This is a genomic window from gamma proteobacterium symbiont of Axiagastus rosmarus, from assembly GCF_059730925.1.
In genome coordinates this window covers 233,236-257,160 of the sequence record NZ_AP035926.1, presented here as the reverse complement: position 1 = coordinate 257,160, position 23,925 = coordinate 233,236, and the positions used below count along the sequence as shown (strand labels likewise).

General features: G+C 57.6%; 18 protein-coding genes and 1 pseudogene. 10 read left to right on the top strand and 9 right to left on the bottom strand.

Going from position 1 to position 23,925, the window contains the following annotated elements:
- The first annotated feature begins 11 nt into the window (after positions 1-11).
- On the top strand, positions 12-440 hold the full coding sequence (gene arsC, locus AC6I8F_RS20575; RefSeq protein ID WP_498028994.1) for an arsenate reductase (glutaredoxin): 429 nt from the start codon (positions 12-14) through the stop codon (positions 438-440).
- Here arsC and AC6I8F_RS20570 read toward each other — a convergent pair.
- The 4 genes and pseudogenes from AC6I8F_RS20570 to AC6I8F_RS20555 all read right to left on the bottom strand — a co-directional run bounded on the left by AC6I8F_RS20570 (position 437) and on the right by AC6I8F_RS20555 (position 8,123).
- Positions 437-862 (bottom strand): thiol-disulfide oxidoreductase DCC family protein, encoded by a 426-nt coding sequence (locus AC6I8F_RS20570; protein WP_058758774.1) that lies wholly within the window; start codon positions 860-862, stop codon positions 437-439. The genes arsC and AC6I8F_RS20570 overlap by 4 nt on opposite strands.
- Before the next feature lie 73 nt (positions 863-935).
- Positions 936-1,733 (bottom strand): autotransporter outer membrane beta-barrel domain-containing protein, encoded by a 798-nt coding sequence (locus tag AC6I8F_RS20565; RefSeq protein ID WP_498028993.1) that lies wholly within the window; start codon positions 1,731-1,733, stop codon positions 936-938.
- Between the two features lie 85 nt (positions 1,734-1,818).
- Positions 1,819-4,236 (bottom strand): annotated as a pseudogene (locus tag AC6I8F_RS20560) (autotransporter outer membrane beta-barrel domain-containing protein); the annotation flags it as partial.
- A gap of 353 nt (positions 4,237-4,589) precedes the next feature.
- Positions 4,590-8,123 carry an autotransporter outer membrane beta-barrel domain-containing protein gene (locus tag AC6I8F_RS20555; RefSeq protein ID WP_498028992.1) on the bottom strand — a complete coding sequence of 1,178 codons (3,534 nt, stop codon included), beginning with the start codon at positions 8,121-8,123 and terminating at the stop codon, positions 4,590-4,592.
- Between the two features lie 817 nt (positions 8,124-8,940).
- Here AC6I8F_RS20555 and AC6I8F_RS20550 point away from each other — a divergent pair.
- Together AC6I8F_RS20550 and AC6I8F_RS20545 are read left to right on the top strand one after the other, a co-directional pair.
- Positions 8,941-9,564, top strand: coding sequence for a response regulator (locus tag AC6I8F_RS20550; protein WP_498028991.1), 624 nt, complete (start codon positions 8,941-8,943; stop codon positions 9,562-9,564).
- Complete coding sequence (locus AC6I8F_RS20545; RefSeq protein ID WP_498028990.1) at positions 9,564-13,070, top strand: response regulator; 3,507 nt, start codon at positions 9,564-9,566, stop codon at positions 13,068-13,070. The genes AC6I8F_RS20550 and AC6I8F_RS20545 overlap by 1 nt, the downstream gene beginning before the upstream one ends.
- A gap of 10 nt (positions 13,071-13,080) precedes the next feature.
- Here the strand turns inward: AC6I8F_RS20545 and AC6I8F_RS20540 are convergent, their stop codons facing one another.
- A complete protein-coding gene (locus AC6I8F_RS20540; RefSeq protein ID WP_088517635.1) occupies positions 13,081-13,665 on the bottom strand; it encodes a TetR/AcrR family transcriptional regulator in 585 nt (194 codons plus the stop codon).
- A 166-nt stretch (positions 13,666-13,831) separates the two neighbouring features.
- On the opposite strand from AC6I8F_RS20540, the gene AC6I8F_RS20535 reads away from it, so the two are divergent.
- Together AC6I8F_RS20535 and AC6I8F_RS20530 are read left to right on the top strand one after the other, a co-directional pair.
- On the top strand, positions 13,832-14,278 hold the full coding sequence (locus tag AC6I8F_RS20535) for a hypothetical protein (RefSeq protein WP_282954356.1): 447 nt from the start codon (positions 13,832-13,834) through the stop codon (positions 14,276-14,278).
- A 5-nt stretch (positions 14,279-14,283) separates the two neighbouring features.
- Positions 14,284-14,820 (top strand): RNA polymerase sigma factor, encoded by a 537-nt coding sequence (locus tag AC6I8F_RS20530; protein ID WP_088517637.1) that lies wholly within the window; start codon positions 14,284-14,286, stop codon positions 14,818-14,820.
- Positions 14,821-14,862: 42 nt separating this feature from the next.
- Here AC6I8F_RS20530 and AC6I8F_RS20525 read toward each other — a convergent pair whose 3' ends face one another.
- Complete coding sequence (locus tag AC6I8F_RS20525; protein WP_282954355.1) at positions 14,863-15,882, bottom strand: MBL fold metallo-hydrolase; 1,020 nt, start codon at positions 15,880-15,882, stop codon at positions 14,863-14,865.
- Between the two features lie 214 nt (positions 15,883-16,096).
- Between AC6I8F_RS20525 and AC6I8F_RS20520 the strand changes: the two genes are divergently transcribed.
- The 5 genes from AC6I8F_RS20520 to AC6I8F_RS20500 all read left to right on the top strand — a co-directional run bounded on the left by AC6I8F_RS20520 (position 16,097) and on the right by AC6I8F_RS20500 (position 21,372).
- On the top strand, positions 16,097-16,438 hold the full coding sequence (locus AC6I8F_RS20520; protein ID WP_058775049.1) for a gamma-glutamylcyclotransferase family protein: 342 nt from the start codon (positions 16,097-16,099) through the stop codon (positions 16,436-16,438).
- Between the two features lie 48 nt (positions 16,439-16,486).
- Positions 16,487-17,290, top strand: coding sequence for an MBL fold metallo-hydrolase (locus AC6I8F_RS20515; protein WP_058775050.1), 804 nt, complete (start codon positions 16,487-16,489; stop codon positions 17,288-17,290).
- Between the two features lie 114 nt (positions 17,291-17,404).
- On the top strand, positions 17,405-18,205 hold the full coding sequence (locus tag AC6I8F_RS20510; RefSeq protein ID WP_021509481.1) for a MetQ/NlpA family ABC transporter substrate-binding protein: 801 nt from the start codon (positions 17,405-17,407) through the stop codon (positions 18,203-18,205).
- A gap of 709 nt (positions 18,206-18,914) precedes the next feature.
- A complete protein-coding gene (gene kup, locus AC6I8F_RS20505) occupies positions 18,915-20,783 on the top strand; it encodes a low affinity potassium transporter Kup (protein WP_058775052.1) in 1,869 nt (622 codons plus the stop codon).
- Positions 20,784-21,066: 283 nt separating this feature from the next.
- Complete coding sequence (locus AC6I8F_RS20500) at positions 21,067-21,372, top strand: YdgH/BhsA/McbA family protein (protein ID WP_058770126.1); 306 nt, start codon at positions 21,067-21,069, stop codon at positions 21,370-21,372.
- 25 nt (positions 21,373-21,397) lie between these two features.
- Here AC6I8F_RS20500 and AC6I8F_RS20495 read toward each other — a convergent pair whose 3' ends face one another.
- The 3 genes from AC6I8F_RS20495 to leuD are packed head-to-tail and all read right to left on the bottom strand — an operon-like array spanning position 21,398 to position 23,925.
- The gene (locus tag AC6I8F_RS20495; RefSeq protein WP_021509484.1) at positions 21,398-22,360 is read right to left on the bottom strand and encodes a LysR family transcriptional regulator; all 963 of its coding nucleotides are present in this window, start codon (positions 22,358-22,360) and stop codon (positions 21,398-21,400) included.
- Between the two features lie 30 nt (positions 22,361-22,390).
- A complete protein-coding gene (locus AC6I8F_RS20490) occupies positions 22,391-23,305 on the bottom strand; it encodes an alpha/beta fold hydrolase (RefSeq protein ID WP_338671318.1) in 915 nt (304 codons plus the stop codon).
- Positions 23,302-23,925 carry a 3-isopropylmalate dehydratase small subunit gene (gene leuD / locus AC6I8F_RS20485; protein ID WP_058775054.1) on the bottom strand — a complete coding sequence of 208 codons (624 nt, stop codon included), beginning with the start codon at positions 23,923-23,925 and terminating at the stop codon, positions 23,302-23,304. Before leuD ends, AC6I8F_RS20490 begins: the two co-directional genes overlap by 4 nt.

Genomic DNA, 23,925 nt, shown 5'->3' with positions numbered 1-23,925 from the left:
AGAGACTGACAATGACTAACATTACCATCTATCACAACCCGGACTGCGGCACCTCGCGCAATACGCTGGCACTGATTCGCAACAGCGGCGTCGAGCCCACCATTGTGCTTTATCTGGTTACGCCACCCACGCGTGAAACGCTGCAGCAATTGATCGACGCCATGGGGATTGGTCTGCGCGCGCTGGTGCGTCGAAACACCGACGCCTGGCAGGCGCTGGGGCCCGTACGTGAAACGCTGAGCGATGAGCAACTGCTGGATGCCATGCTGGCGCAGCCGATTCTCATCAACCGCCCGATTGTGGTGACGCCACTGGGAACGCGTCTGTGCCGTCCTTCTGAGCAGGTGCTGGATATCCTGCCCGATGCGCAGCGCGGTCCGTTTACTAAAGAGGATGGTGAGGTGGTGATTGATGCGCAGGGCCGGCGCGTCAGTCTTTAGTCGGTCAGAAATCGTCCGGGATAATCTGCTTCAATCGCGTGTACCTGGTCATAACGGCCAAACAGGCGATAGCGATTGCGGGCAATCAGGTTGTAGATCAGGTTAGTGAGCCCGTCCGGCAGATAACGCAGAACGCCACAGGCGCGCCACGGCCAGGGCAGCGAGTACATAATGCGACAGATGGCCTGCGCGCGCAGCCAGTGCTGCCCATCGCGCAGTAACACGATAGTGCGGATGTTATCGTGCGGTAATCCGGCGCGCTGCAGCAGCTGTTTGCCGCGCTCGCTCTGGATCGCCGCAAAGTGATAATCGCGCGGCAAGCGGTGGCGCAGCAGAAAAATCACCCAGGCATTACACAGCTTGCATTGTCCATCATAAAGAATGATCGGCTGGCCGGACTCGGGTTGTACGGATGATGACACCTTACCTCCGCATTGCAGATACAAAAAAACCGGTGAGGCGACACGCCCCACCGGTTCTATTATATGTCACTTATCAGAAGCTGACTTTCACGCCCGCCACCGCGCTGGTGTCGCTGTAGCTGTGGTTGCCCAGCTGCTGCGCCACGCCGCCCCACAGATTGACGTTCGCGTTCAGCCGCGCGTCCACGCCCAGCTTCACCTCGGCGGCGTTACGCGTGCCCGCCTGCTGGATGTTCACGCCGTTCAGCGCGGTGCCGAACGCCCTGCTGTTGTGCAGCCAGTTGGCCTCGGCGTACGGCTCGATGGCGCTCTGCGACTGCGGGTCGAGCAGTGCGCGCAGCGAGGCGCGCACGCCCAGGCGGCTCTGCAGGTTGTCCTGGCCGGTGGCCTGCACGCGGCTGCCGTTCTGCTCTTTCACGTCGTCCGCCTTCACGCCCTGCCAGTTCAGCTGCGCCTGCGGACGCAGCCACAGGCTGGTGCTGTCGCTCAGCGTCGCCACCTGTGCGCGGTAGCCGCTGGCCAGCGACGCGCCGATGCCTTTGGATTTATACGACTGCTGGCCGATGTCGTCGCCCTTCACGCTGTTGTTAAACCAGCCGTAGCTCAGTGAGCTGTCGACGAACGCACCGCTTTGCTCCGCCGCGTTCTGCAGCCAGCTGCCGTACACGCCCAGGCTGTAGCCGTTCACCTGGCCGCGCGACTGATAGCCGCTCACCGCCGAGCGCGACTTGCTCTGCGCGTTGCCGTAGCCGGCCATCGCCCCGAGGCGCAGGCTGTCGCTGCCGGTCAGCGTGCCGCTCGCCACGTCGCCGCCCAGCTGAATGGCGTAGCGGTTGGTGTCGGACTTCAGCTGGCCGCTGTCGTCTTTCACCCGGCTGTGACCGGCGCTGTTGTGCAGCCACAGGCGCGTGCTCTGCCGCTGGCCGCTGGCCGCTGGCGTCGGTGTAGACGGTTTCCGCCGGACGGTCGTCCATGCTGGTGGTAAACAGCGTGTTGGCCGCCGCGAGGTTGGCGCTGTAGCTCGCCGCTTCCGGACGCACGATCATGTCGTGCTGGCTCACCGGTGGCTCGACGACTTCACCGCCCTCGCCTTCGCCCGGCGTCACCACCGGATCGGGCTCGCTGCCGTTTCTATCGCTCACCAGATACCAGCCGTGCTGATCCGCGCCCTTCACCAGGTTGTAGTCATAGGCACCGGCGACGATACGCCCTTTCTGACGGAACTCGCCGTTGTTAGCGCCGTCCACCTGAATGATGTTCAGGCCCTGGATAGTCTGCGCGCCGCTGCCGCCGGCGTTGTTGACCACCACGTCGGTGCTGCCGCTGCTGTCGCCGAGGATGTGAAGTTTATCCGTCGCCGAGTTGTCGTCGCCCAGCGCCGCGTTCATCACCAGCGTGCTGTTGTCGCCGATGTAGTTACCGTTGACCGTCAGGGTGCTGAAGCCGGCGCCGTCGTGGGTGAAGTTCAGCGTACTGTTGCTGGCGCTCAGCGCATCAACGCTGCTGTCGCCGGTGATGTTCCACTGGCTGTTTTCGCTGAGCGTCAGCGTATTCAGGCCGGATGACGCGCCGGTCCACACCGAACTGCCGCTCAGGTTGATCTGGCTGTCCTGCGTCTGGCTGCGGTCAATGTCTACGTTGCCTTCAAACAGCGAATGGTTGCTGCCGTTCAGCACCACCGAGCCGGCGGTCGAACCTTCTACTGTGTCATAGCCGGTTTTCAGCAGCGTGCTGCCGCTCAGCACCGAGTTGTCGGCGTCGATTTTTATGTCGGTGCCGGTCAGCACGTTGACGGCGGTGCCGTCAGTGGCGGTAATAGCGGTATTCGCAAGCTTGATGTCCGCCAGCGTGGCCTGTCGTCTGGAAAGAATGCCGGTGGCATTTTCGCCGGATACATTAATATCTGAATCGCTCAGGGAAAGAGTATTCCGTGCATCAGGATAATATAAATCCGTCATATTTATTGCAGCATTAAACCCTTCAGAGTCCGTGCCACTTTTTTGAATTGTAATATTATTACCCCTGAATGTACTGCCATCCTGAACCTCAATGCCAAAACCCCCGCTGCGCGCCTGCACGTTAACATTATCGCTGTTTAATGTAGCGCCAAAAGCCGCTGCCAAAGCTGCATTACTGGCGTCAGTAATAATTTCAACATTTTTGAGGTTGGTCGTGCTGTTATACATCCCCCGTGCTGCGTTTTCGGCATTCTGCCCCATGTAAATGTGACTGTCGGACAGGTTCAGCACCGTGCCGGTTCCCGATGCGTAAGTGCCTGAGCCGTCGCCCGTAATCTCAATCGCGCTGTTTGTGGCATTCAGCGTCGATTTCCCGTCCGCCTTCAGGCCATTAGACCCGTTACCACTGATTGCAACCGTACTGTCACTCACATTCAGAAGAGAGCCTTCACCACTGGTATAAACACCATCAGCATCATTACCTGAAGTGATTAGCTTTGTTCCTGAAATGCTGAGCCTTGCACCGCTTGCGGCATAGGCCCCATAAGCGTTTGCACCGGTCGTGCTTACCTGCACATCGCTGGCGTTGAGTTTGCCGCCGGAATTCGCCGCCAGGCCGACAGCTTTGCTACCGGTTGTGTTCACGGTTCCGCCCATCAGCGTGGCTTCCGTGCCGGCATTGTTGGCGACCACTCCACTGGACTGATCTCCGCTGGTGGTAACCTGCACGCCGCTGGCGTTGAGTTTGCTACCGTTACCCGCCACCAGGCCGTAGGCTTTGTTGCCGCTGGTGGTAACGCTGCCACCGGTCAGATCGATCAGCGAACCCGCTGCACGGGAATAAGCACCGAACGCGCCGTCGCCGTGGGTAATATAGTCCGTATCAGTACTGTTTATGATACCGCCAGAAGAGGCGTAGGCGGCGTAGGCGTTCTGGCCGGAGGTTTCCACCTTAGTGCCGTTGGTCTTCACCGCGCCGGTCAGGCTGGCCACGATGCCGTAGCCGCCGGCGCCGGTGGTGGTCACACTGCCGCGCGTCATCTCCGCAGAGGCAGCGCCGGCGGTGGAAAACACACCGTAGCCGCTGGTGCCGGCATTCAGCACCGTCACGTCGGTGGCGCTAGCTTTCGCACCGTTCTGCACCAGCAGGCCGTAAGCTTTGTCCCCGGTCGCCTGCAGCGTCTGATTATTCAGTTCAACCGGCTGCGCCGGATCGCTGATGGTGGCACCGTTGGCCGCCAGCGCCGCCGGTGAACCGGCCAGCAGCAGCGCCGAGCCCAGCGCGCCGCCGATCAGTGCTGATTTATTCGCCGCTTTACCGGAGCAGGATGATTTGACTTTGCCGCGCGCCAGTTCCGAGGTGACGACATAACATTGCAGGGCATAATTCCAGATAACGCGATAGCTCTTGTTCATATTCTTTTCCTGATTCAGGTTAAATCAATCCCTTCCGGCAATAAGCGGAATAAGCGGTTATTAACGGACAGGCGCGGAATACACAGCCATCACGCTATTTACGGTGACTCGCTGTCTGACCGGCCTTAATTAATCTCTGCCAGAGCGGCTGATGGGAAAATATTCGCAAAATCGCGGAAGGGTGAATATGAGAGCACCGGAATACGGCTGTAGTCGCAGGACTACAAAAAGTAAGTCGCCGCGCTATGTTCCAGATCAATTAATTAGGTGTTAACACGTCAGGTGAGCAGTAAAAAAGCGGAGAACGCGGGCGGGCATAAAAAAACGGCCCCCGTTGCGGGAGCCGTTGTTCATCAGAAGCTGACCTTCACGCCGGCGATGGCGCTAGTGTCGCTGTAGCTGTGATTCCCCAGCTGCTGCGCCACGCCGCCCCACAGGTTGACGTTGGCGTTCAGCGTGGCGTCGACGCCCAGCTTCAGCTCACCGGCGTTGCGCGTGCCGGCCTGATGGATGGTAACGCCGTTCATTGAGGTGCCCAGCGCGCGGGTGTTGTGCACCCAGCTGGCCTCGACGTACGGCTCCACGCTGCGCCCCTGGTCCAGCGCAGAGCGCAGTGAAGCGCGCACGCCGACGTGGCTCTGCAGGTTATTTTCACCGGTGCCGCGCACGCGGGTGCCGTTGCCTTCCGTCAGGTCATCGCCCTTCACGCCCTGCCAGTTCAGCATCGCCTGCGGACGCAGCCAGAAGCCGGTCGACTCGGAGAGCGTCGCCACTTCGGCGCTGTAGCCGCCGGCGAGCGACGCCAGGATGCCCTTAGACTTGTAGGACTCCTCGCCGATGTCCTCGCCCTTGATGCTGTTGTCGAACCAGCTGTAGCTCAGCGTGCTGTCGATAAACGCGCCGCTGCGCGCCGCCGCGTTCTGCTGCCAGGTGCCGTAAATACCCAGGTTGTAGCCGTGCACCTGACCGCGCGACTGATAGCCGCTCACCGCCGAGCGCGATTTGCTCTGCGCGTTGCCGTAGCCGGCCATCGCGCCGAGGCGCAGGCTGTCCGTGCCGTGCAGCGTGCCGGTCGCCACGTCACCGCCCAGCTGGATGGCGTAGCGGTTGGTGTCGGTTTTCAGCTGGCCGCTGCTGTCTTTCTGATGGTTGTGACCGCCGCTGTTGCGCAGCCACAGGCGGGTGTGCTGCTGCTGGCCGTTCGCGTCCGTGTACTGCGTGACGCCCGGGCGGTCGTCCATGCTGGTGGCGAACAGCGTGTTGGCCGCCGCGAGGTTGGCGCTGTAGCTCGCCGCTTCCAGGCGCACGATCATATTGTGCTGCCCCACCGGCGGCGCGATGATGTCACCGCCGGTGCCTTCGCCCGGTGCGGTCACCGGATCGGTGTTAACCGGATCGGTCTCGCTGCCGTTTTTGTCGCTCACCAGATACCAGCCGTGCTGATCCGCGCCTTTTACCAGGTTGTAGTCATAGGCACCGGCGACAATACGCCCTTTCTGACGGAATTCGCCGTTGGTCGCGCCGTCCACCTGAATCAGCTGCAGGCCCTGAATGGTCTGCGCGCCGCTGCCGCCGGCGTTGTTTACCATCACCTCGGTGTTGCCGTTCACGTCACCCAGCACGTGCAGCCGGTCGGTGGCCGAGGTGTCGCCGCCCAGCGCCGCATTCATCACCAGCGTGGCGTTGTCCGCCGTGTAGTTGCCGTTGACGGTCAGCACCGTGAAGTTCGCGGTATTGTGCGCTACGTTGATCACGCTGTTGTTCGCGGTCAGCGCATCGACGCTGCTGTTGTCCATGATATTCCACTGGCTGTTGTCGCTGAGCGTCAGCGTCTGCAGGTCGCTGGAGGCGCCAGTCCACACCGAGCTGCCGCTTAGGTTGATCTGGCTGTCCTGCGTCTGGCTGCGGTCAATGTCCACGTCACCGACGAACAGCGAGTGGTTGCTGCCGTTCAGCACCACCGAGCCGGCGGTCGAACCATCTGCTGTGTCATAGCCGGTTTTCAGCAGCGTGCTGCCGCTCAGCAGCGAGTTGTCGGCGTCGATATTCATATCGGTGCCGGTCAGCACGTTGACGGCGGTGCCGTCAGTGGCGGTGATGGTGGTATTCGCAAGCTTAATGTCCGCCAGCGTGGCCTGTCGTCTGGAAAGAATGCCGGTGGCATTTTCGCCGGATACATTGATATCTGAATCGCTCAGGGAAAGAGTATTCCGTGCATCAGGATAATATAAATTCGTCATATTTATTGCAGCATTAAACCCTTCAGAGTCCGTGCCACTTTTTTGAATTGTAATATTATTACCGCTGAAAGTACTGCCATCCTGGACCTGAATGCCAAAACCCCCGCTGCGCGCCTGCACGTTAACATTATCGCTGTTTAATGTAGCGCCATAACCCACTGCCAAAGCAGCATTACTGGCGTCAGTGATGATTTCAACATTTTTGAGGTTGGTCGTGCTGTTATACTTCCCCAGTGCTGCGTTTCCGGCATTCTGCCCCATGTGAATGTGACTGTCGGACAGGTTCAGCACCGTGCCTGTTCCCGATGCGTAAGTGCCTGAGCCGTCGCCCGTAATCTCAATCGCGGTGTTTGTGGCATTAAGCGTCGATTTTCCGTCCGCCTGCAGGCCATTAGCTTCTGCGCCACTGACAATAAACGAACTGTTGTCCACATTCAGTACAGAGCCTTCGCCAGTAACGTAGCCGCCGTGCGCATTTTTGCCAGCGGTGTTGACTATCACGTTGCCGACGTTAAGAGTTGAATTAGTTCTGGCATATAAGCCATATGCACCTTGTCCGCCAGTCGTCACTTCTCCACCCGTGAAAGTCAGTGCAGTGCCGGCACTTTCGGACACTACGCCATAGGCCTTATCACCACTGGTAGTGACCTGCACATTACTGGCATCCAACGTTGAAGCACCACTGGCATACAGACCAAATGCACTGGCTCCGGCGGTAGTAACCTTGCTGTTATCCAGATTCACTTTCGTACCGGCATTGCTGGCAGTTACGCCATTCGACTGGTCACCGCTGGTGTTCACCTGCACGCCGCTGGCGCTGAGTTTGCCGCCGGAACCCGCCGCCAGACCGTAGGCTTTAGTGCCGCTGGTGGTGACGCTGCCGCCTTGCAGAGTGACTTCCGTGCGGGCCAGGTTGCTAAAAACACCCGATGAATCGTTACCCTGGGTAATAACGGTCACATCGCTGGCATTAAGTCTGCCGCCGGAACCCGCCACCAGACCATAAGCTTTAGTGCCACTGGTGGTGACGCTGCCGCCTGTAATATCGATCAGCGTACCCGCAGCGCGGGAATAAACACCATAAGCACTGTCACCGTGAGTTATATAGTCTGCGTTCTGGCTATTAATGATTCCGGCCGAAGAAGCGTATGCGCCGTAGGCGTTTTTTCCGCTGGTTTCTACACGGGTGCCATCAAGTTTAAATGCGCCGGTCAGGCTGGCGACCACGCCGTAGCCGCCATCGCCCGTGGTTTGCACGCTGCCGCGCGTCATCTGAATATCAGAAGAAGCGAGCGTGGAGAATACACCGTAGCCATCAGCGCCATCAGTTAATACCGTTACATCCGTGGCGCTGGCCTTAGCGCCGCTCTCAACCAGCAACCCGTAATGATCTTTACCCGTCGCCTGTAACGTCTGGTTGCTGAGATTCAGAGTTTGTTCCGGTCCTGTTGCAGTCGCGCCATTATCTGCCAGCGCCGCCGGTGAACCGGCCAGCAGCAGCGCTGAACCCAGCGCGCCTATAATCAGTGATGATTTATTTGTCGCTGCACCAGAGCAGGAAGACTTCACTTTGCCGCGCGCCAGTTCCGAGGCCACGACATAACATTGCTGGGCGTAATTCCAGATAACACGATAATTTTTGTTCATGCTTTTTTCCTGATTCTGATTATGTCGAACCCTGACGGATACGACGTAACGTTTTAAACGGCGGCGATGCGATAAGAATTTTCTCCTTCACCTGATGCCGCAAAATAATTAAAGCTACGGGATTGGGCTGAATTCTAACGTTGAGACAGGTCTTAACCTCTTTAAGACCTGTCTCAAAACCAATCGCCAGACAAATAAAAACCATCAGGTTACGCTGTAGGCTGAGGACTACAGGTTTACTCACCTTGAAATTTAAATAATTCAAAAACAATGCATCAGCGCAACCTGAGTGCGCAGAGAATAAACGCCACGTCTCCCTTTGCAACCTGCAATGCAGCGTGGTTAATTCAGCGTTTATTCATTTACCCGAATTACTGCACGTCCGGCTTTTCACCTAAATACAACAACAACGGCTAATTTATTTATCAAATAATTCATCTGATGCAGATCTCATAACTTACCCATAACATCAAACATTTAAAGGGTTACGGTAAGTCGCTGTTATTAAAGCGCTAACCTTGCCACCCTCTGTTGCCATGTTAACTTTTTAAAAACTTACGAACCTTTAATCTTCAGCACTTAAGTTTAATAAATTCGCGCCGTTTATCCTTAGTGAATAATCTTTATGCTAAGCAGAAAAGTCGCAGGCGAGATTTTATCGTTGTAAATAAGACAGCCAGTAATCAGCTGTAAGCTATGGACTACATTTAAAAATAAATGCCCATGTACAGAATGATCTTGAGTTGATTAAGATGACATTATATAAGTGTGCTTTTGAACGAGCGTACTCAGTTTAATTAAGAGAAAGGCAGTGCGTATGGCTAACTTTGTTATTGTTGATGATCATCCCATTGTGCGCGTGGCGATAAGACTGGTGCTGGAAAATGCCGGGCATCGTGTTTCAGCAGAGGCTGGCGACGGCGACAATATATTTAGCCTGATCAAAGAGAATGGCGCCGATGCGGCAATTATTGATATAGATCTGCCCGGCATTGATGGTATTGAAGCGGTCAGGAATCTTCGCACCGCGGGCTCATTAATTCCGGTGATTGTCATGAGCGGGAAAAACGCGGAATTTTACGCCTATAAGAGTAAAAAAGCCGGTGCCAATGGTTTTATCAGTAAAAAGAACAATCTGAACGACCTGGCACAAGCCGTTGACGCGGTGCTTTCCGGCTATAGTTTTTTCCCGCTGCGCCTGAGTCATCAGGCGGAGAGCGATCAGATGGTGCAGGATAGCGACAAGCTGTTGCTGTTATCGCACCGCGAATATGAAGTGTTGCGCTATCTCGGCGAAGGCACCGAGATTGTTAAAATCGCCAGCCGCATGAAACTCAGCAATAAAACGGTCAGCACCTATAAAGCCAGACTGATGGAAAAGTTATCGCTGAAAAATCAAAAGGATTTACTCGATTTCACTCGCCGGAACCAGATTAACTGATGCGACTTTTTTCCCTGTGCGCGCTGTGCTGCGCGCTGCTGCTGGTCGCCCCACTGCGCGCGGCGGTGCAGCAGCTTAACTATCAGCCCAACGATTTGCCGGCGATGCCCGCGCCGATGCTCAATGACGCCGACTGGCACTGGCTGGGGCAAAAGCGCGACAGCGTGATTGGCATCTATGGGCCGGATCGGCCACCGATGCTGCGCACCAATCCTGAGGGCAGAGTGTTTGGCTACATTCCCGATGCGGCTTACGCTGCGCTGCACAGCCTGGGTATCAGTTTTCGCGTCAAACATTATGACACCGCGCCCGAAGCCTTTGCCGCGCTGGCGCGCGAAGAGCTGGATATGATATTTGTGCCGGCCGGTGAAGCGGTGCCGGCGCATGTTAACGACACCATCAGCGTAACCGCGCTGAAAGCCAGCCCGGTTCGGGTGGTACGCAGCAGCAGTAACCCGCTGGCCGGTCAGGAGTTTTTACCCGGCCCGGCGATAACCTCTCCCTACAGCCAGCTGCCGCAGGTCGCGATGGGCACCCTGCCTTATGCCGATGTGCCGGCGGTGGAAGCCTATTACCTGATTGAACGCAACTATCTGAATACGCTGACCATCGATCACATTCTGCCCGATCTCAGCTCGCCGTATCGCTTTGTGGTCAACAGTAAAGAACACGTGCTGGCGCGGGCGATGCGCATTGCGTTTGACGCCCTGCAGCGCCACGCGGCCGGTGAGATCATTGCCGCACGCTGGGATATCGCCAACATCACGCGCTTTGTCACCACGCCGCTGGCGCTGACGCCCACCGAGCAGGCCTGGCTGCAGACGCATAACCAAATCAACATGGCGGTCACGGACCTGGTGGCACCGTTCTTCATCAAAAACGCGCAGGGCGAAATCACCGGCATCGTGCCGGAGTTGCTCAACCTGATCGAAATGCGCACCGGGCTGAGCTTCAACTTTGTTGAGATCAGCGACAGTCGCGATCTGGCCGCGCGGATGAAACGCGGCGATGTGACGATTGCCGCACCGCTGATCTGGAGCCAGCAGCGCAGCCGTGACTTTTTGATGACCACACCATTTATGTTCACGCCGGAAGTGCTGGTGACCAACACCGCCGCGCAGGATGCGCCGCCAAAGCGCGCCGCGCTGGTGCGCGAGCAGGATGCCTCCCACTGGTTCCTGAAAAAATATCCTGATGTGTCAGTCGATTATGTTGGCAATCCCAGCCTGGCGATGCAGTGGGTGGCGGATGGGCAAACCGACGCCACCATTAATACGCTGGTGGGCGCGCGCTATCTCTCTGAAGGTCTGTATCCCGGCAAACTGCGCTTAACTGAGCTGAAACCGGCGCAGGAAGCGGCTATCGCCTTTGGCGTCAGCCGCAGCGAGCCGGAACTGCAGGACATCATGAACAAAGCGCTGGCCGCCATTCCGGCTGGCATGATGACCGATGTATTAACCCACTGGCAGGCCACGCCCGCCGCGCATTTCGACACCTGGAAGCTGTATCGCAAAGAGTTTTATGTCGGCGCGCTGGGCGCAGCCACCATCATCGCCGTCACCTTTGTCTGGGCGGTGCTGCTGATGCGGCAGGTCAAACGGACGCGCCGCACCAAAGCGCTGCTGCGCCAGGAAATTCAGCTGCGCGATCGCCTGATCAATGGTCCGCCGCGGCCGTTTTATGTGGCCTCGCTGGATGGGATGATCGTGCACACCAATCCGGCGTTTACCCAGTTTTTCACCCCGGAAGAACAAACCCATCTGGGCTATTCGCTGTATGACTGTCGCCATCCGCTGTATCACGTGTGGCAGCAAATCGACAAAAACATCCAGCCCGGCGACATTCCGGAAGAGGCGGAATTTGTTATTGATGACGGGCGGCAGAAGCGCCATATCCGCCACTGGATGACTTCGTACACCGGCGATGAAGTCGGCAGCGGCGGGCTGATTTGCGGCTGGCAGGATGTCACCGACTACCTGCAATTGCTGGAAGATCTTTCGCTGGCACGCGAAGCCACCGAGCTGGCCAGCCAGAGCAAAAGCGACTTCCTGGCCACCATGAGCCATGAAATTCGCACGCCGCTTAGCGCAGTGATTGGCCTGCTGGAACTGCAGACGCAGGAAGGCCGCGCCGATACCGAACTGATTCGCGTGGCGCACGAAGCGGCAGTCAGCCTGATGGATATCGTTGGCGATATTCTGGATATGGCGAAAATTGAGTCCGGCCGCATGACGCTGCAGCCGCAGTGGGTTAGCCTGCATGCGCTGGTGCGCCCGGTGATCTGTGCCTTTGACGGACTGGCGCGACAAAAAGGCATCAACCTGAACCTGATGCTGCCGGTCGGCGATGACGATCTGTTTTGCGATGCCAGCCGCGTACGCCAGGTGCTGTCTAACCTGGTCGGTAACGCCGTTAAGTTCACCGATCAGGGTGAAGTGAAGGTGACGGTGGGTCTGACGCCGCTGGAAAGTCATACCGAGCTGCGGATTCAGGTAGCCGATACCGGACGCGGCATCGATAAAGCGGCGCAAAATGCGCTGTTCCGCCCGTTCGAACAGGCGGGCCTGTCGGATAACGCCGGCACCGGGCTGGGCCTGTTTATCTGCCAGGAGATCACCCGCCTGATGGGCGGCAGCATCGAACTGGAGAGCGAACCCGGCGTCGGCACCGTGCTGAACGTCGCCGTGCCGGTCAGCGTGCGTGATATCGCTACCCCGCTGCCGTCTCCGGTCGCGGAACCGTTGCCCGCTGCGCCGCAGGTGGCGCTGAATGTGCTGATCATTGACGATCATCCGGCCAACCGCCTGCTGATTTCGCGTCAGCTGACGCTGTTAGGTCATAGTTTCCGCGAAGCGAACAACGGTGAAGAAGGCCTGGCGCAGTGGCGGCAGCAGAAGCCGGATGTGATCATTACCGATTGCAATATGCCGGTGATGAACGGTCTGGACATGACGCGCAACATCCGCCGGGAAGATAAGAGCACCTACATCATCGGTATCACCGCCAACGCGCAGCAGTCCGAACGTCAGCGCTGTCTCGAAGCGGGGATGAACGAATGCGTGTTCCGGCCGGTTAAGCTGGCGCAGTTAACCACGATTCTGAGCCAGATTCACAGCGCCAGCGCGCTGTCGGTCGGTGATGATTTTTCTGACTGGGTCGACATCGCCGAAATCGAGAAATATATGCCCAACAGCCCCGGCGCTATCGCGGATTTTCTCGACATCGTGATTAATGAAGCACGCACCGATCTGACGCAGGCGATTGACGTGGTGCAAAGCGGCGATCTCGCCACTGCCGCCAGCCTGTTTCATCGCATCACCGGATCGCTGCGCGTCACCGGCATCCGTCAGCTGACGGAGCAGTGCGAAATGCTGGAAGAGCTGGCGGAAATGCAGGAGGACCGGGAAATTATCCTGCTGCATTTACGGGAAGCGCTAACGCTGGTGGACAGGATGGAAGCTTCGTTCCGAAATCAAACCACACCCGCCCAGGCCGGCGCGCACTGATTGCGCGCCGTCAGGCGTTTTTGATCAGCTTATGCAGCAGCGGATGAGTAATCTGCTCAAACATCCCGGCGTTATTAAATGCCCGCGCCGCCAGCATCGCGCCGTGCACGCTGGCCATCAGCGTTTTGGCTTCGTTTTCAGCGCTGTCGCTGAGCTGGAAAACGCCGCTGGCGGCGCCTTTGCTCAGCTGGCGCGCTAACCAGCCGGAGAGATCGCTGAAGTGGCCGCTGACTTCCGTAGCGACATCCGGCGGCAGCGTGGGCATTTCCGCCGCCAGCATCGCGCAGATGCAGAAAGGCGAAGTTCCCTCTTTAATGCAGTGCGCCCAGTAATCGACGTAGGCTTTTACTTCGTTCAGCGGATCGTTGATCTGTTCATCCATCGCCTGCATGCCCGCCTGCGCTTCAGCACGATATTCCTCTACCACCGCTTTCACCAAATCGGCTTTGCCGGGAAAATGGTGGTGGATGCTGGCCTTGCGGATATCCACCTGGGCGGCAATATCGGCATAGCTAAAGCTTTTATAGCCGCCGGCAGTGAGCAACTGGCGGGTGCAGGCCATGATTTCGCGGGCTTTAGAGGAACGGGCAGTCATAACGCAATCCGGTAGAACAACAGAGATCGGTCAACCTACTGACAGGCAGGGAAGAAGTCAAGCCAGCGGCCTGGCGCGCACTTTTTTCATTTGTTCAGCAATATTTTCATCGCTGATTCGTCTACCTCATCACCAACCCTGTTTATCACCGTAATGAGGAACCCCAATGAGAGATTTTGACAGACATCAGCATTCACGTGGTCACCGTTTTGGTCATCACCGCATGGCGAAACCGCTGCTGCTCGGCGTGGTGCTGTTTGCTGCCCTTGGCCTGCTGGTGATGTCGCTGTGGAATGCGCTGCTGCCGGAACTGACCGGCGTAAAAAGTATTGGCTTCTGGCAGGCGCTGGGACTGCTGGTGTTGTGTCGCATCCTGTTTGGCGGGCTGGGCTTCCATCCCGGCATGTTTGGCATGGCACGCCGCCGCATGCATGAACGCTGGATGCAGATGACGCCGGAGCAGCGTGAAGCCTTTATGCAGCAGCGGCGCGAGCGGTTTGGCGGCCGTGGTCATCATGGCGGACGCTGTGACTGGCACGATCGCCGTAGCCAGCGTGACGATCCGCGCCCGCCCGCGGAAGATGCGCCCGCCAAATCCCCGGATGCAGAGTAAACGGCATGGCGCAGGATTCGCGGCTGCTGGCGGCCCTCAGCGCCTGCCGCACTAAGCTCAGCGCCTTTATTCGCGGCCGCAGCGAGCGGCACGATGAGGCCGAAGATATCCTGCAGGAGATCAGCTGGAAACTGCTGCAGGTGGAACAGCCGGTGGAGAACGTCAGCGCCTGGCTGTTTCGCGCCGCGCGCAACGAGATCACCGATCGATCACGAAAAAAACGCGAGCTCTCGCTGTTTAACGCCGCCGGAGACGAGGATTTTCCCGAGGATGAAATTGCCGAAACGCTGTTTGGCGTGGCGCAGACGCCGGAGGATGAGTATCTGAAGACGCTGCTGTGGGAAGAGCTGGACGATGCGCTCGCGGAACTGCCTGCTGCGCAGCGCGAGGTATTTGAAAAGACCGAGCTGCTCGGCTTCAGCTATCAGGATCTGGCCGCTGAAAGCGGCGACAGCGTGCAGGCGCTGCTGTCGCGCAAACATAAAGCGGTTCTGTTTCTGCGCACCCGGCTGCGCAGCCTGTACGACGAACTCACGGCCTGACCTGCGCGACCCGATAGCCAAACGGCCATCGGGTTGCGTGCTTTACCACCAGGCCGCGGTGGGCTGCGGCTGTAACAGATCAATGCCCTCGCCCAGCATCGGCAGACACAGTGCAACCTGATGCTCCGCCGCCAGCTGGACGATTTGGGTAAACGGATCGTCCCAGCGGTGAAAAGCTAAATCAAAAGCCGCGTTGTGAATCGGAAACAGCCAGCGCGCGTTGAGGTCCTGAAACGCGCGCAACGTGTCCTGCGGCAGCATATGAATGTCGGCCCAGCGCGCATCGTAAGCGCCATTTTCCAGAAACGCCGCATCAAACGGACCGTATTTCCGGCCAATCGCTTTGAAACCGTCGAAGTAACCGGAGTCACCGCCAAAAAACAGGCGGAACTGATCAGAAATCAGCGTCCACGAACACCACAACCGTTTGTTGCTGTCGAACAGGCCGCGTCCGGAAAAGTGCTGCGACGGCGTCGCGACAAAATGGATATCGCCGATATCCCGCGACTGCCACCAGTCGAGCTGGATGACTTTCTCCGGCGCAACACCCCACTTAATCAGCAAATCGCCGACGCCGAGCGGCGTGAGAAAGTACTTCACCCGATCTTTCAGCTGCACGATGGTGTGGTAATCGAGATGATCATAATGGTCGTGCGACAAAATAATGCCTTCGATCGGCGGCAGCTCGGCCACGGCAATCGGCGCTGGCTGAAAGCGCTTTGGTCCCAGTCGCTTAAAAGGCGACGCGCGCTCGGCGAATACCGGATCGGTCAGCCAGAACTGGCCATTGAGCTTCAGCAACAGCGAAGAGTGGCCGAGGCGAAAGACGCTGTTGGGCGCGGCCTGTGCCAGCGCGGCGGCCGTGATGGGCTGCACCGGCAGCGCGGCCGGCGGCTGGGTATCTTTCGGTTTATTGAACAGGAAATCCCACAGCATTTTGCGGTAGTCGCCAAAGCTCAGCGACTGACGCGGCTGGACATTGCGAAACTTTTTGCCATCAAACTGAGCAGAGTGCGGATACTCCCTGATTGCACCCCGGCAGAGGCTGGAACCCTTCAACATAGCGCGGATACCTCGAAAATGAGAAAGCTGGCTGGCAGCAGCGGTAAACATCTGCGGCTACGTTAACCGTTTTATGCCGCGCGCGTCCTCACATTACGAGCCATCGCACCACCGGTAACGCAGAATTTCGCTGCCGGTATGGCCTTTCCCTGGCGGATGACAGGGCGGCAGCAGGCAGGTAAAGTAGCGCTTTTGCATGATTTTACGAGGGAAAATGAACACGCTTTTCGTTTACGGCACGCTGCAGCCGGGCCAGTGCAATGCGCATATCCTGGAAAATATCGGCGGTGAGTGGCTGGCAGGGACGGTCGCCGGCACTTACTATGCCAACGGCTGGGGCGCGGCCGCTGATTTTCCCGGCATCGTACTGGATGAGCACGGCGCGCGCGTGCCGGGTTATCTGTTCATCTCGGACCGGCTGGCGCTGCACTGGCCGATGCTGGATGAGTTTGAAGATGGCTACGACCGGGTGCCGGTTGAGGTCACCACGACCGACGGCCAGCAGCGGACGGCGTGGATTTATCAGCTGCAACCACAGCAGGTCATCGCGCGCTAATTTCGTACCTTGCCTAAACTGATCCTCACCGGACTGTGAGGAGAAAACATGATCACCATTTGTACCGCCTGCGGCACGTCTTATCAGCAGCAGCAACCTGCCCTTACGCAGTGTCGCATTTGTCAGGATGAACGCCAGTTTGTGTCGCCCGGCGGGCAGCAGTGGATCGATCAGTCTGCGCTGCGCGCCTCGCATCAAAACCAGTGGCAACAGCTGGAGTCCGGGCTGCTCAGCCTGCAAACCGTACCGGATTTTGCCATCAACCAGCGCGCCTTAGTGCTGCAAACGCCGCACGGCAATATCCTGTGGGATTGCATCGCGCATCTGGATGACGCCACCGTCACGCTGCTGCGCGCGCTCGGCGGCCTGCACGCCATCGCCATCTCCCACCCCCATTATTACAGCACCATGCAGGACTGGGCCGACGCCTTCGACGCGCCGGTGTATCTGCACGCCAGCGACAGCGAGTGGATCATGCGCGCATCGCCCCGTCTGCAGCCCTGGCACGGCGACAGCTGTGATCTGCTACCGGACGTGCGGCTGTTACGTCTCGGCGGTCACTTTGCCGGCGGCACGGTGCTGCACTGGGCGCACGACGGCGGCGTGCTGCTGAGCGGCGATATCTTGCAGGTAACGCCCGGTGCCAGTGCGGTTTCGTTTATGTGGAGCTATCCCAATATGTTACCGCTGGCCGGCGCCACGGTGACGGCCATGCTGCAGCGGTTGCAGGGCGTGAAGTTTACGCGCCTGTACGGCGCGTTTGCCGGCCGCGAAATTCTCGCGCGTGCCGATGAGGCAGTGCAGCAGTCGGGCCGCCGCTATCTGGCCTGTCTGCAACATCCACAGCCGTAGCGCTTACACAGCCGCGCTGGATAAATACCAGGCGATCGCACCGCACACGGATGTACAGACGTCTGGACGTATACTATAGTCGGTTTCCTGCAAACATAAGGAAACCTGCAAACAATGAAAAAAACATGGCTTACCGCCCTGCTGGCGGCCTCTGTCACCCTGCTCAGCGCCTGTGACAACCACAACGACAACAAAATCAAAGTGGCGATCAATACCGGACCGGATGAGGCGCTGTGGCAGACCGTGAAGCAGGTGGCACACGATAAATATCAGCTCGATGTTGATGTGGTGGCGTTTAACGATTACGTGCAGCCGAACGAAGCGCTATTCAATAAAGATGTGGACGCCAACGCGTTCCAGAGCCTGCCTTATCTGGAGATGCAGTCCAAAGAGCGCGGATATAAATTTGCCGTCGTGACCAATACCTTCGTATTCCCGATTGCCGGTTATTCACGCAAGATTAAATCACTGCAGGATCTGCCGGATGGCGCTACCGTGACCGTGTCTAACGAAGCGACCACTCTGGGGCGTAGCCTGCTGCTGTTGCAGGCGCAGGGCCTGCTGAAGGTGAAACCTGAAGCCGGTCTGCTGCCGACCACGCTGGACATTACCGATAACCCGAAAAAGCTGAAGATTGTGGAAGTGGATACGCCACAGCTGGCGCGCACGCTGGACGATCCGCAGGTTTATCTGTCGATCATTAATAATAACTTTGCCGCGCTGGTGAATTTATCCGCCTCGCGTGACGGGATGTTTATGGAAGGCAAAGCGTCGCCGTACGTGAATGCGATTGTGGCGCGCGAAGATAATAAAGACAGCCCGAACGTGCAGAAGCTGAAAGAAGCGTTCCAGTCCCAGCCGGTACTGGATAAAGCCAACGAGATTTATAAAGGCGATATTATTAAGGGTTGGTAAGGATTACCTGCCTGTTGATGCAGGCAGGAACAGGATTACCGCACCCATCGTAGCGGCGCAATTTATTGCGCATTCGGGCAGTTGTGCGGTGTTTCACTCAGCGCGATAAATCGCGCCGCTACAATGTGTGCAGGATGGTGGTGCCGAAATACAATGCCGCACGGATCGTAGCGGCGCAATTCATTGCGCATTCCGGTAGTTGTGCGGTGTTTCACTCAGCGCGATAAATCGCGCCGCTACAATGTGTGCAGGATGGCGGTGCCGAAATACAATGCCGCACGGATCGTAGCGGCGCAATTCATTGCGCATTCCGGCAACTGTGAAATGTTTAACTTAGCGCGATAAATCGCGCCGCTACATATTGTGCGGTCAGAGGGTACGGACATAATTTTTGGTACAAAGTCTTAGCATCGCTATTTCCTGCATTTTTAATCATCTCGCTACCTGCACTCCCCCATCCCATTTTCTGCCAGCCAGCCCGCTTCTGCTGCTGTCTGAATCGTCTACACTTCAGGTTGAAAAAGCCGCAGCGGTGTAAAAATGGCGTAAAAATTTGGCCGATTGGTATAAAAATCGTGTACAAAAAAACGCCAACCCCTACCGATTACGCCGCTGAAACGCTATCTTCGCCAGCATAAAAGTGGGTGATTGCGACACGCCAGTGCGGTTGATGGCGCTCGCCCTTTCTCCCTGAAAAAACAGGAAATGTATGAGTCAATCAGAGAAACAGTCTCTGCCTGCTGGCATGCTGGCCGCCGCCGGCATCGTGTTTGGTGATATCGGTACCAGCCCGCTGTATACACTGAAAGAATGCCTGTCGATTTTGCCGGGCGGCGCGCCGTCGGCGCTGGCGGTGATGGGCTTTTTGTCACTCATCTTCTGGGCGCTGACGCTCATCGTCACGCTGAAATATGTCTGCTTCGTGATGCGCGCCGACCACGACGGCGAAGGCGGCATACTCACCCTGATGTCACTGGCACGCCGCAACGTTGGCCGCAAAGCCGGTCATATCATCGTGCTGGCCGGTCTGATTGGCGGCGCATTTTTCTATGGTGATGGCGTGATCACTCCAGCCATCTCGGTGCTGTCGGCCATCGAAGGGATTCAGGTGGTCTCGCCCGGGCTGGAAAAATATGTGGTGCCGCTGGCGCTCACCATTCTCGCGCTGCTGTTCATTATCCAGAAACACGGCACGGAAAAGGTCAGCCGGGTGTTTGGCCCGGTGATGTTTGTCTGGTTTGTGGCCATCGGCGCACTTGGCATACGCGGTATTCTGCTCAACCCGGAAGTGCTGCACGCGCTCAGTCCGTCCTATGCGCTGACCTTCCTGCTCAGCCACAAGGCGCTCTCGCTCGCGGCGATGGGCATGGTGGTGCTGGCGGTGACCGGCGCGGAAGCGCTGTATGCCGACATGGGCCACCTGGGCAAAGCGCCGATTCGTCTCGCCTGGCTGGTGATTGCCATGCCGGCGCTGATACTGAATTACTTCGGCCAGGGCGCGCTGGTGATCGCCGATGCGCAGGCGCTGAACAATCCGTTCTTTAATCTGGCTCCCGGCTGGGCGCAGATTCCGCTGATTGTGCTGTCAACGCTGGCCACGGTCATCGCGGCGCAGGCGGTGATTTCCGGCGTCTATACCCTGACGCATCAGGCCATTCGCCAGGGCTTTTTACCGCCGATGCGCATCATCTTTACCTCGCATACCGAGTCCGGGCAGATTTACATTCCGGTGGTTAACTGGCTGCTGTTCACCGCCGTGATGCTGATTGTGCTGGCTTTCCGTCAGTCGTCGGCGTTGTCCTCGGCGTACGGCATCGTGGTGACCGGCACCATGGTGATCACTGCGTGTCTGGCGGGCGTGGTGGCGCTGCGTAACTGGCGCTGGCCGCTGCCGCTGGCGCTATTGTTCCTGCTGTGTATGCTGGTGGTCGACGTGCCGCTGTTCATCGCCAACCTGATGAAACTGCTGTCCGGCGGCTGGGTGCCGGTGCTGCTGGCGCTGACCATGATGGGATTGATGCTGATCTGGAGCAGCGAGCGTAACCGCCTGATTCGCCGTTTGAATAACGATCAGGACGGTTTACTGGCGCTGGTGAAATCGCTGGAGAGCAATCCGCCGAACCGCGTCGAGGGCACCGCCATCTTCCTCGCGCGCAAGGAGTTTGAAATTCCCCAGGCGCTGTTACACAACCTCAAGCATAACCGCGTGCTGCACCGCCGCGTGGTGCTGTTGCATATCCGCACCACCGACACGCCGCGCGTCTATAATCAGCAGCGCATCAGCATTACGCAATTGTCGCCGTCGTTCTGGCAGGTCACTGCCGCCTACGGCTGGCGTGAAGTGCCGTCGATGGCCGAGATTCTGCATCTGTGCGGACTGGAAGGTTTTGGCTGCACGGTGAATGAAGCGTCATTTTTTACCGCGCACGATACGCTGGTGATGAAAAAACGCCGCGGCCTGGCGCGCATTCGCGGCGGAATTTTTCACTTCTGCCAGCGCAATGCATTACGTGCCCATGAGCAGTTTCATATTCCGCCCAACCGGGTGATTGAGTTGGGCGGTCAGCGCGAATTTTAAACCTCAGGCCACGGATGGCCTGCTCCTCCCGCCTTTTATTCTGCGCGGTAAATGTAAGCAGATGAAAAAATAGTAGCGAAACATTACCTGAGTTGTGGCGGAACTTTTCTTAACATCTGATTAGCAATTAAAGCTAAAACGCATAACCTCAAAAGGTGTTTATTAACCCTACCGGCATGATGATTCACCGTGCGCTTTGCCGGAATGTATAAACCAATAAACCACGATCTCAGGATCGGTTAATTCACTTCCGGCTCTGTTGTTATTTTTGAGGAGTAATACCATGAAAGCGTTAATTAACGATGTGATTTCCATTTTTACGCCGCAAAATGTTAAACCGGTTTTAATTCGCGCCGATTTAACGCACCGCGAATTATCTTCAATCCATCCGGCGGGTGTCACTACTGTAAGCTGGGCCACGTCAATGGAAGAGTTAACAGACGCCATTGTGAAAAAAGCCCAGGCGGCCGGAGCCGTCGGTTATCACATCACCGACGTTGAATCGCATGAGCCGGGCCACGACGGCCAGCACGTGATGGCCGCCACTGCCACGCTGTATCACATCAATGACAAAGTGGCTTACGGCTGATGCTGGGATTAACGCGTTTTAATTTTTATGGCCTGCCCGTCATTTCTGGCAGGCTTTTTTCATTAAAATAGGCGGCGAGAAAATCGAGAAAAACTTTAATACGCTGCGATTCTGCGGCGCGTTGCGTATACACCGCCCAGATATTGGCTTCCTGATACCACTGCGGTAATACCGCCACCAGCTCGCCCGTGGCCAGATACGGCGCCACATCCCACGCTGAACGCAGCGCAATACCATGCCCCTGCAACGCCCAGTGCAGAATCACCTTGCCGCTATTGGAAGAGTAATGGCTGTTCAGGCGACACAACACCTGCTGCTCGCCATTGGTCAGTGCCCAGTTACCAAATGAATTATCGCGCTCATTAATGATCAGACAGCTGTGATGAATTAACGCATCCAGCGAGGCTGGCATACCGGCGCGGGATAAATACGCCGGCGCGGCACATAAAATGCGCCGGTTGGCAATCAGCCGGCGGGCAATATAGGAAGGATTGAGATCGTCGCCAACGCAGATTTCCACATCCGTGCCGCTCTGTAGCAGGTCGAATGCCCGATCGCTTAGCATCAGTTTAATATTCAGCGACGGATGCTGGTGAATAAATGCCGAAACCGCATCCGATAAATAGTCCTGACCGAAACCAAATGAGCAGCCGACGGTAATTTCCCCGGTCAGCTCGCCGCGCCACTGACGGAAATTATTGAGAAAGCCATCCATTTCCTGCACTACCTGCAGCGCGCCCTCCAGCGCTTTTTCACCTTCCGGCGTCAGGCGCATCACGCGGTTAGTGCGGAAAAACAGCCGCGTCTCCAGCTGTTTTTCCAGAATGGCGATGCGTTTACTGATGTAAGACGGTGACTGACCCAGCTCAATCGCCGCGCGGCCGAAACCGTCATGCCGCGCCACGCTGATAAACACGTACAGGTCTTCAATCGACGGCCAACCCTGTAACGGCTTCTGATAACTTTTTCCGGCAAGCAGTATTTTCATAACAGCACATGGTGAGTGAACGCCACGTGGTTATAACACAGATCCCAGGAAGCGCTGAAGCGAGTGCAGAAACCGCTCTGGCACCTCTTCCTGCGGTGAATGGCCGCACGGTAACGCCTCGCCCTGCACCCGCAGCGCCTTGTCCTGCCAGGTGTGCACCACATCATACAGCTGACCGACCGTGCCCTTTTCGCCCCATAGCAGTAACAGCGGGCAGGCAATGCGCCGGTCGCTGTCAGCGGCATCGTGTTGCAAATCGATGCTGGCGGCGGCGCGATAATCTTCACATACTGCGTGGATCATCGCCGGATCCCGATAGCAGCGCAGATAATCTTCGAATATCGCCGCTTCGGTCGCACCCGGCGTTTTCAGCTGGCCATCAATGTGTTTACGCAAAAAGAACGCCGGATCGTGACCAATCATGGTCTCCGGCAGCGGGTGCGGCTGAATCAGGAAGAACCACCAGAAATAGCGCGTGGCGAACGCCTGATCGGTCAGCGCGTACATGGTGGCAGTGGGTGCGATATCGACAAACACGCAGCAGCTGACTTTCTCCGGGTGATCGAGCGCCAGCCGGTGCCCGACGCGCCCGCCGCGATCGTGGCCGACAAACGCCACGCGCTGCAGGCCGAGCGCGTCGATCAGCTGGCTGATATCCTGCGCCATGCTGCGTTTGGCATACGGCAGATGTTCAGCGTCACTGGCGGGCTTGTCGCTGTCACCGTAGCCGCGCAAATCCGGCAGGATCACCTGATAGTGCTGCGCCAGCTGTGGTGCGATTTTACGCCAGGCCAGATGATTTTGCGGATGGCCGTGCAGCATCAGCAAAGGCGTGCCCTTGCCGCCACTGGCCACGCGCAGCGTAACGGCATTATCCAGCGTCACATCCTGCAGGGTAAAACCGGCGATAAACGGCGACGGGCCGCGATCGATAATCTTACTCATGGTTGCTCCCTGGTGCGTTGCAGCCACGGACGCTGCGCAAAGTGCTGCGCTTCAAACTGGCTGATATCCGCTTCATATTGCAGCGTCCAGTCCACCGCGCTGCCGCCACCGATCAGCATTTCGCGCTTCAGGGCACTCACCGTAAAGTGAATCACTTCATCCGCGAACTGAATGGTTTGCTGCTCCAGCGACACGCTGATGGTGTTGCGCTGCGCATCGGCGGCCACCGCGCTCAGACGCTGATAATCCGCCTCGCTCAGGCTCAGCGTCAGCACGCCGTTACGCTGGCAGTTGTCGTCAAAAATGCCGGCGAAGCTGGTGCCGATAATCGCGCGGATGCCCAGCTGATTCAGCCCCCACACTGCATGTTCGCGGCTGGAGCCACAGCCAAAGTTGGCGCCGACCAGCAAAAACGTCGCGTTCTGCCAGCCCGGCTGATTGAGGATGAAATCAGGGTTTGGTGCACCGTCGGCCAGAAAGCGCAGGTCAAAGAACACGCCGCGATCCAGCCCCTGCCGGTCAATGCCTTTGAGAAACTGCTTGGGCATAATCACATCGGTATCGATGTTAGCAGCCGGCAGCGGTGCCAGCTTGCCGGTGATGGTAGTGAAAGCTTGCAT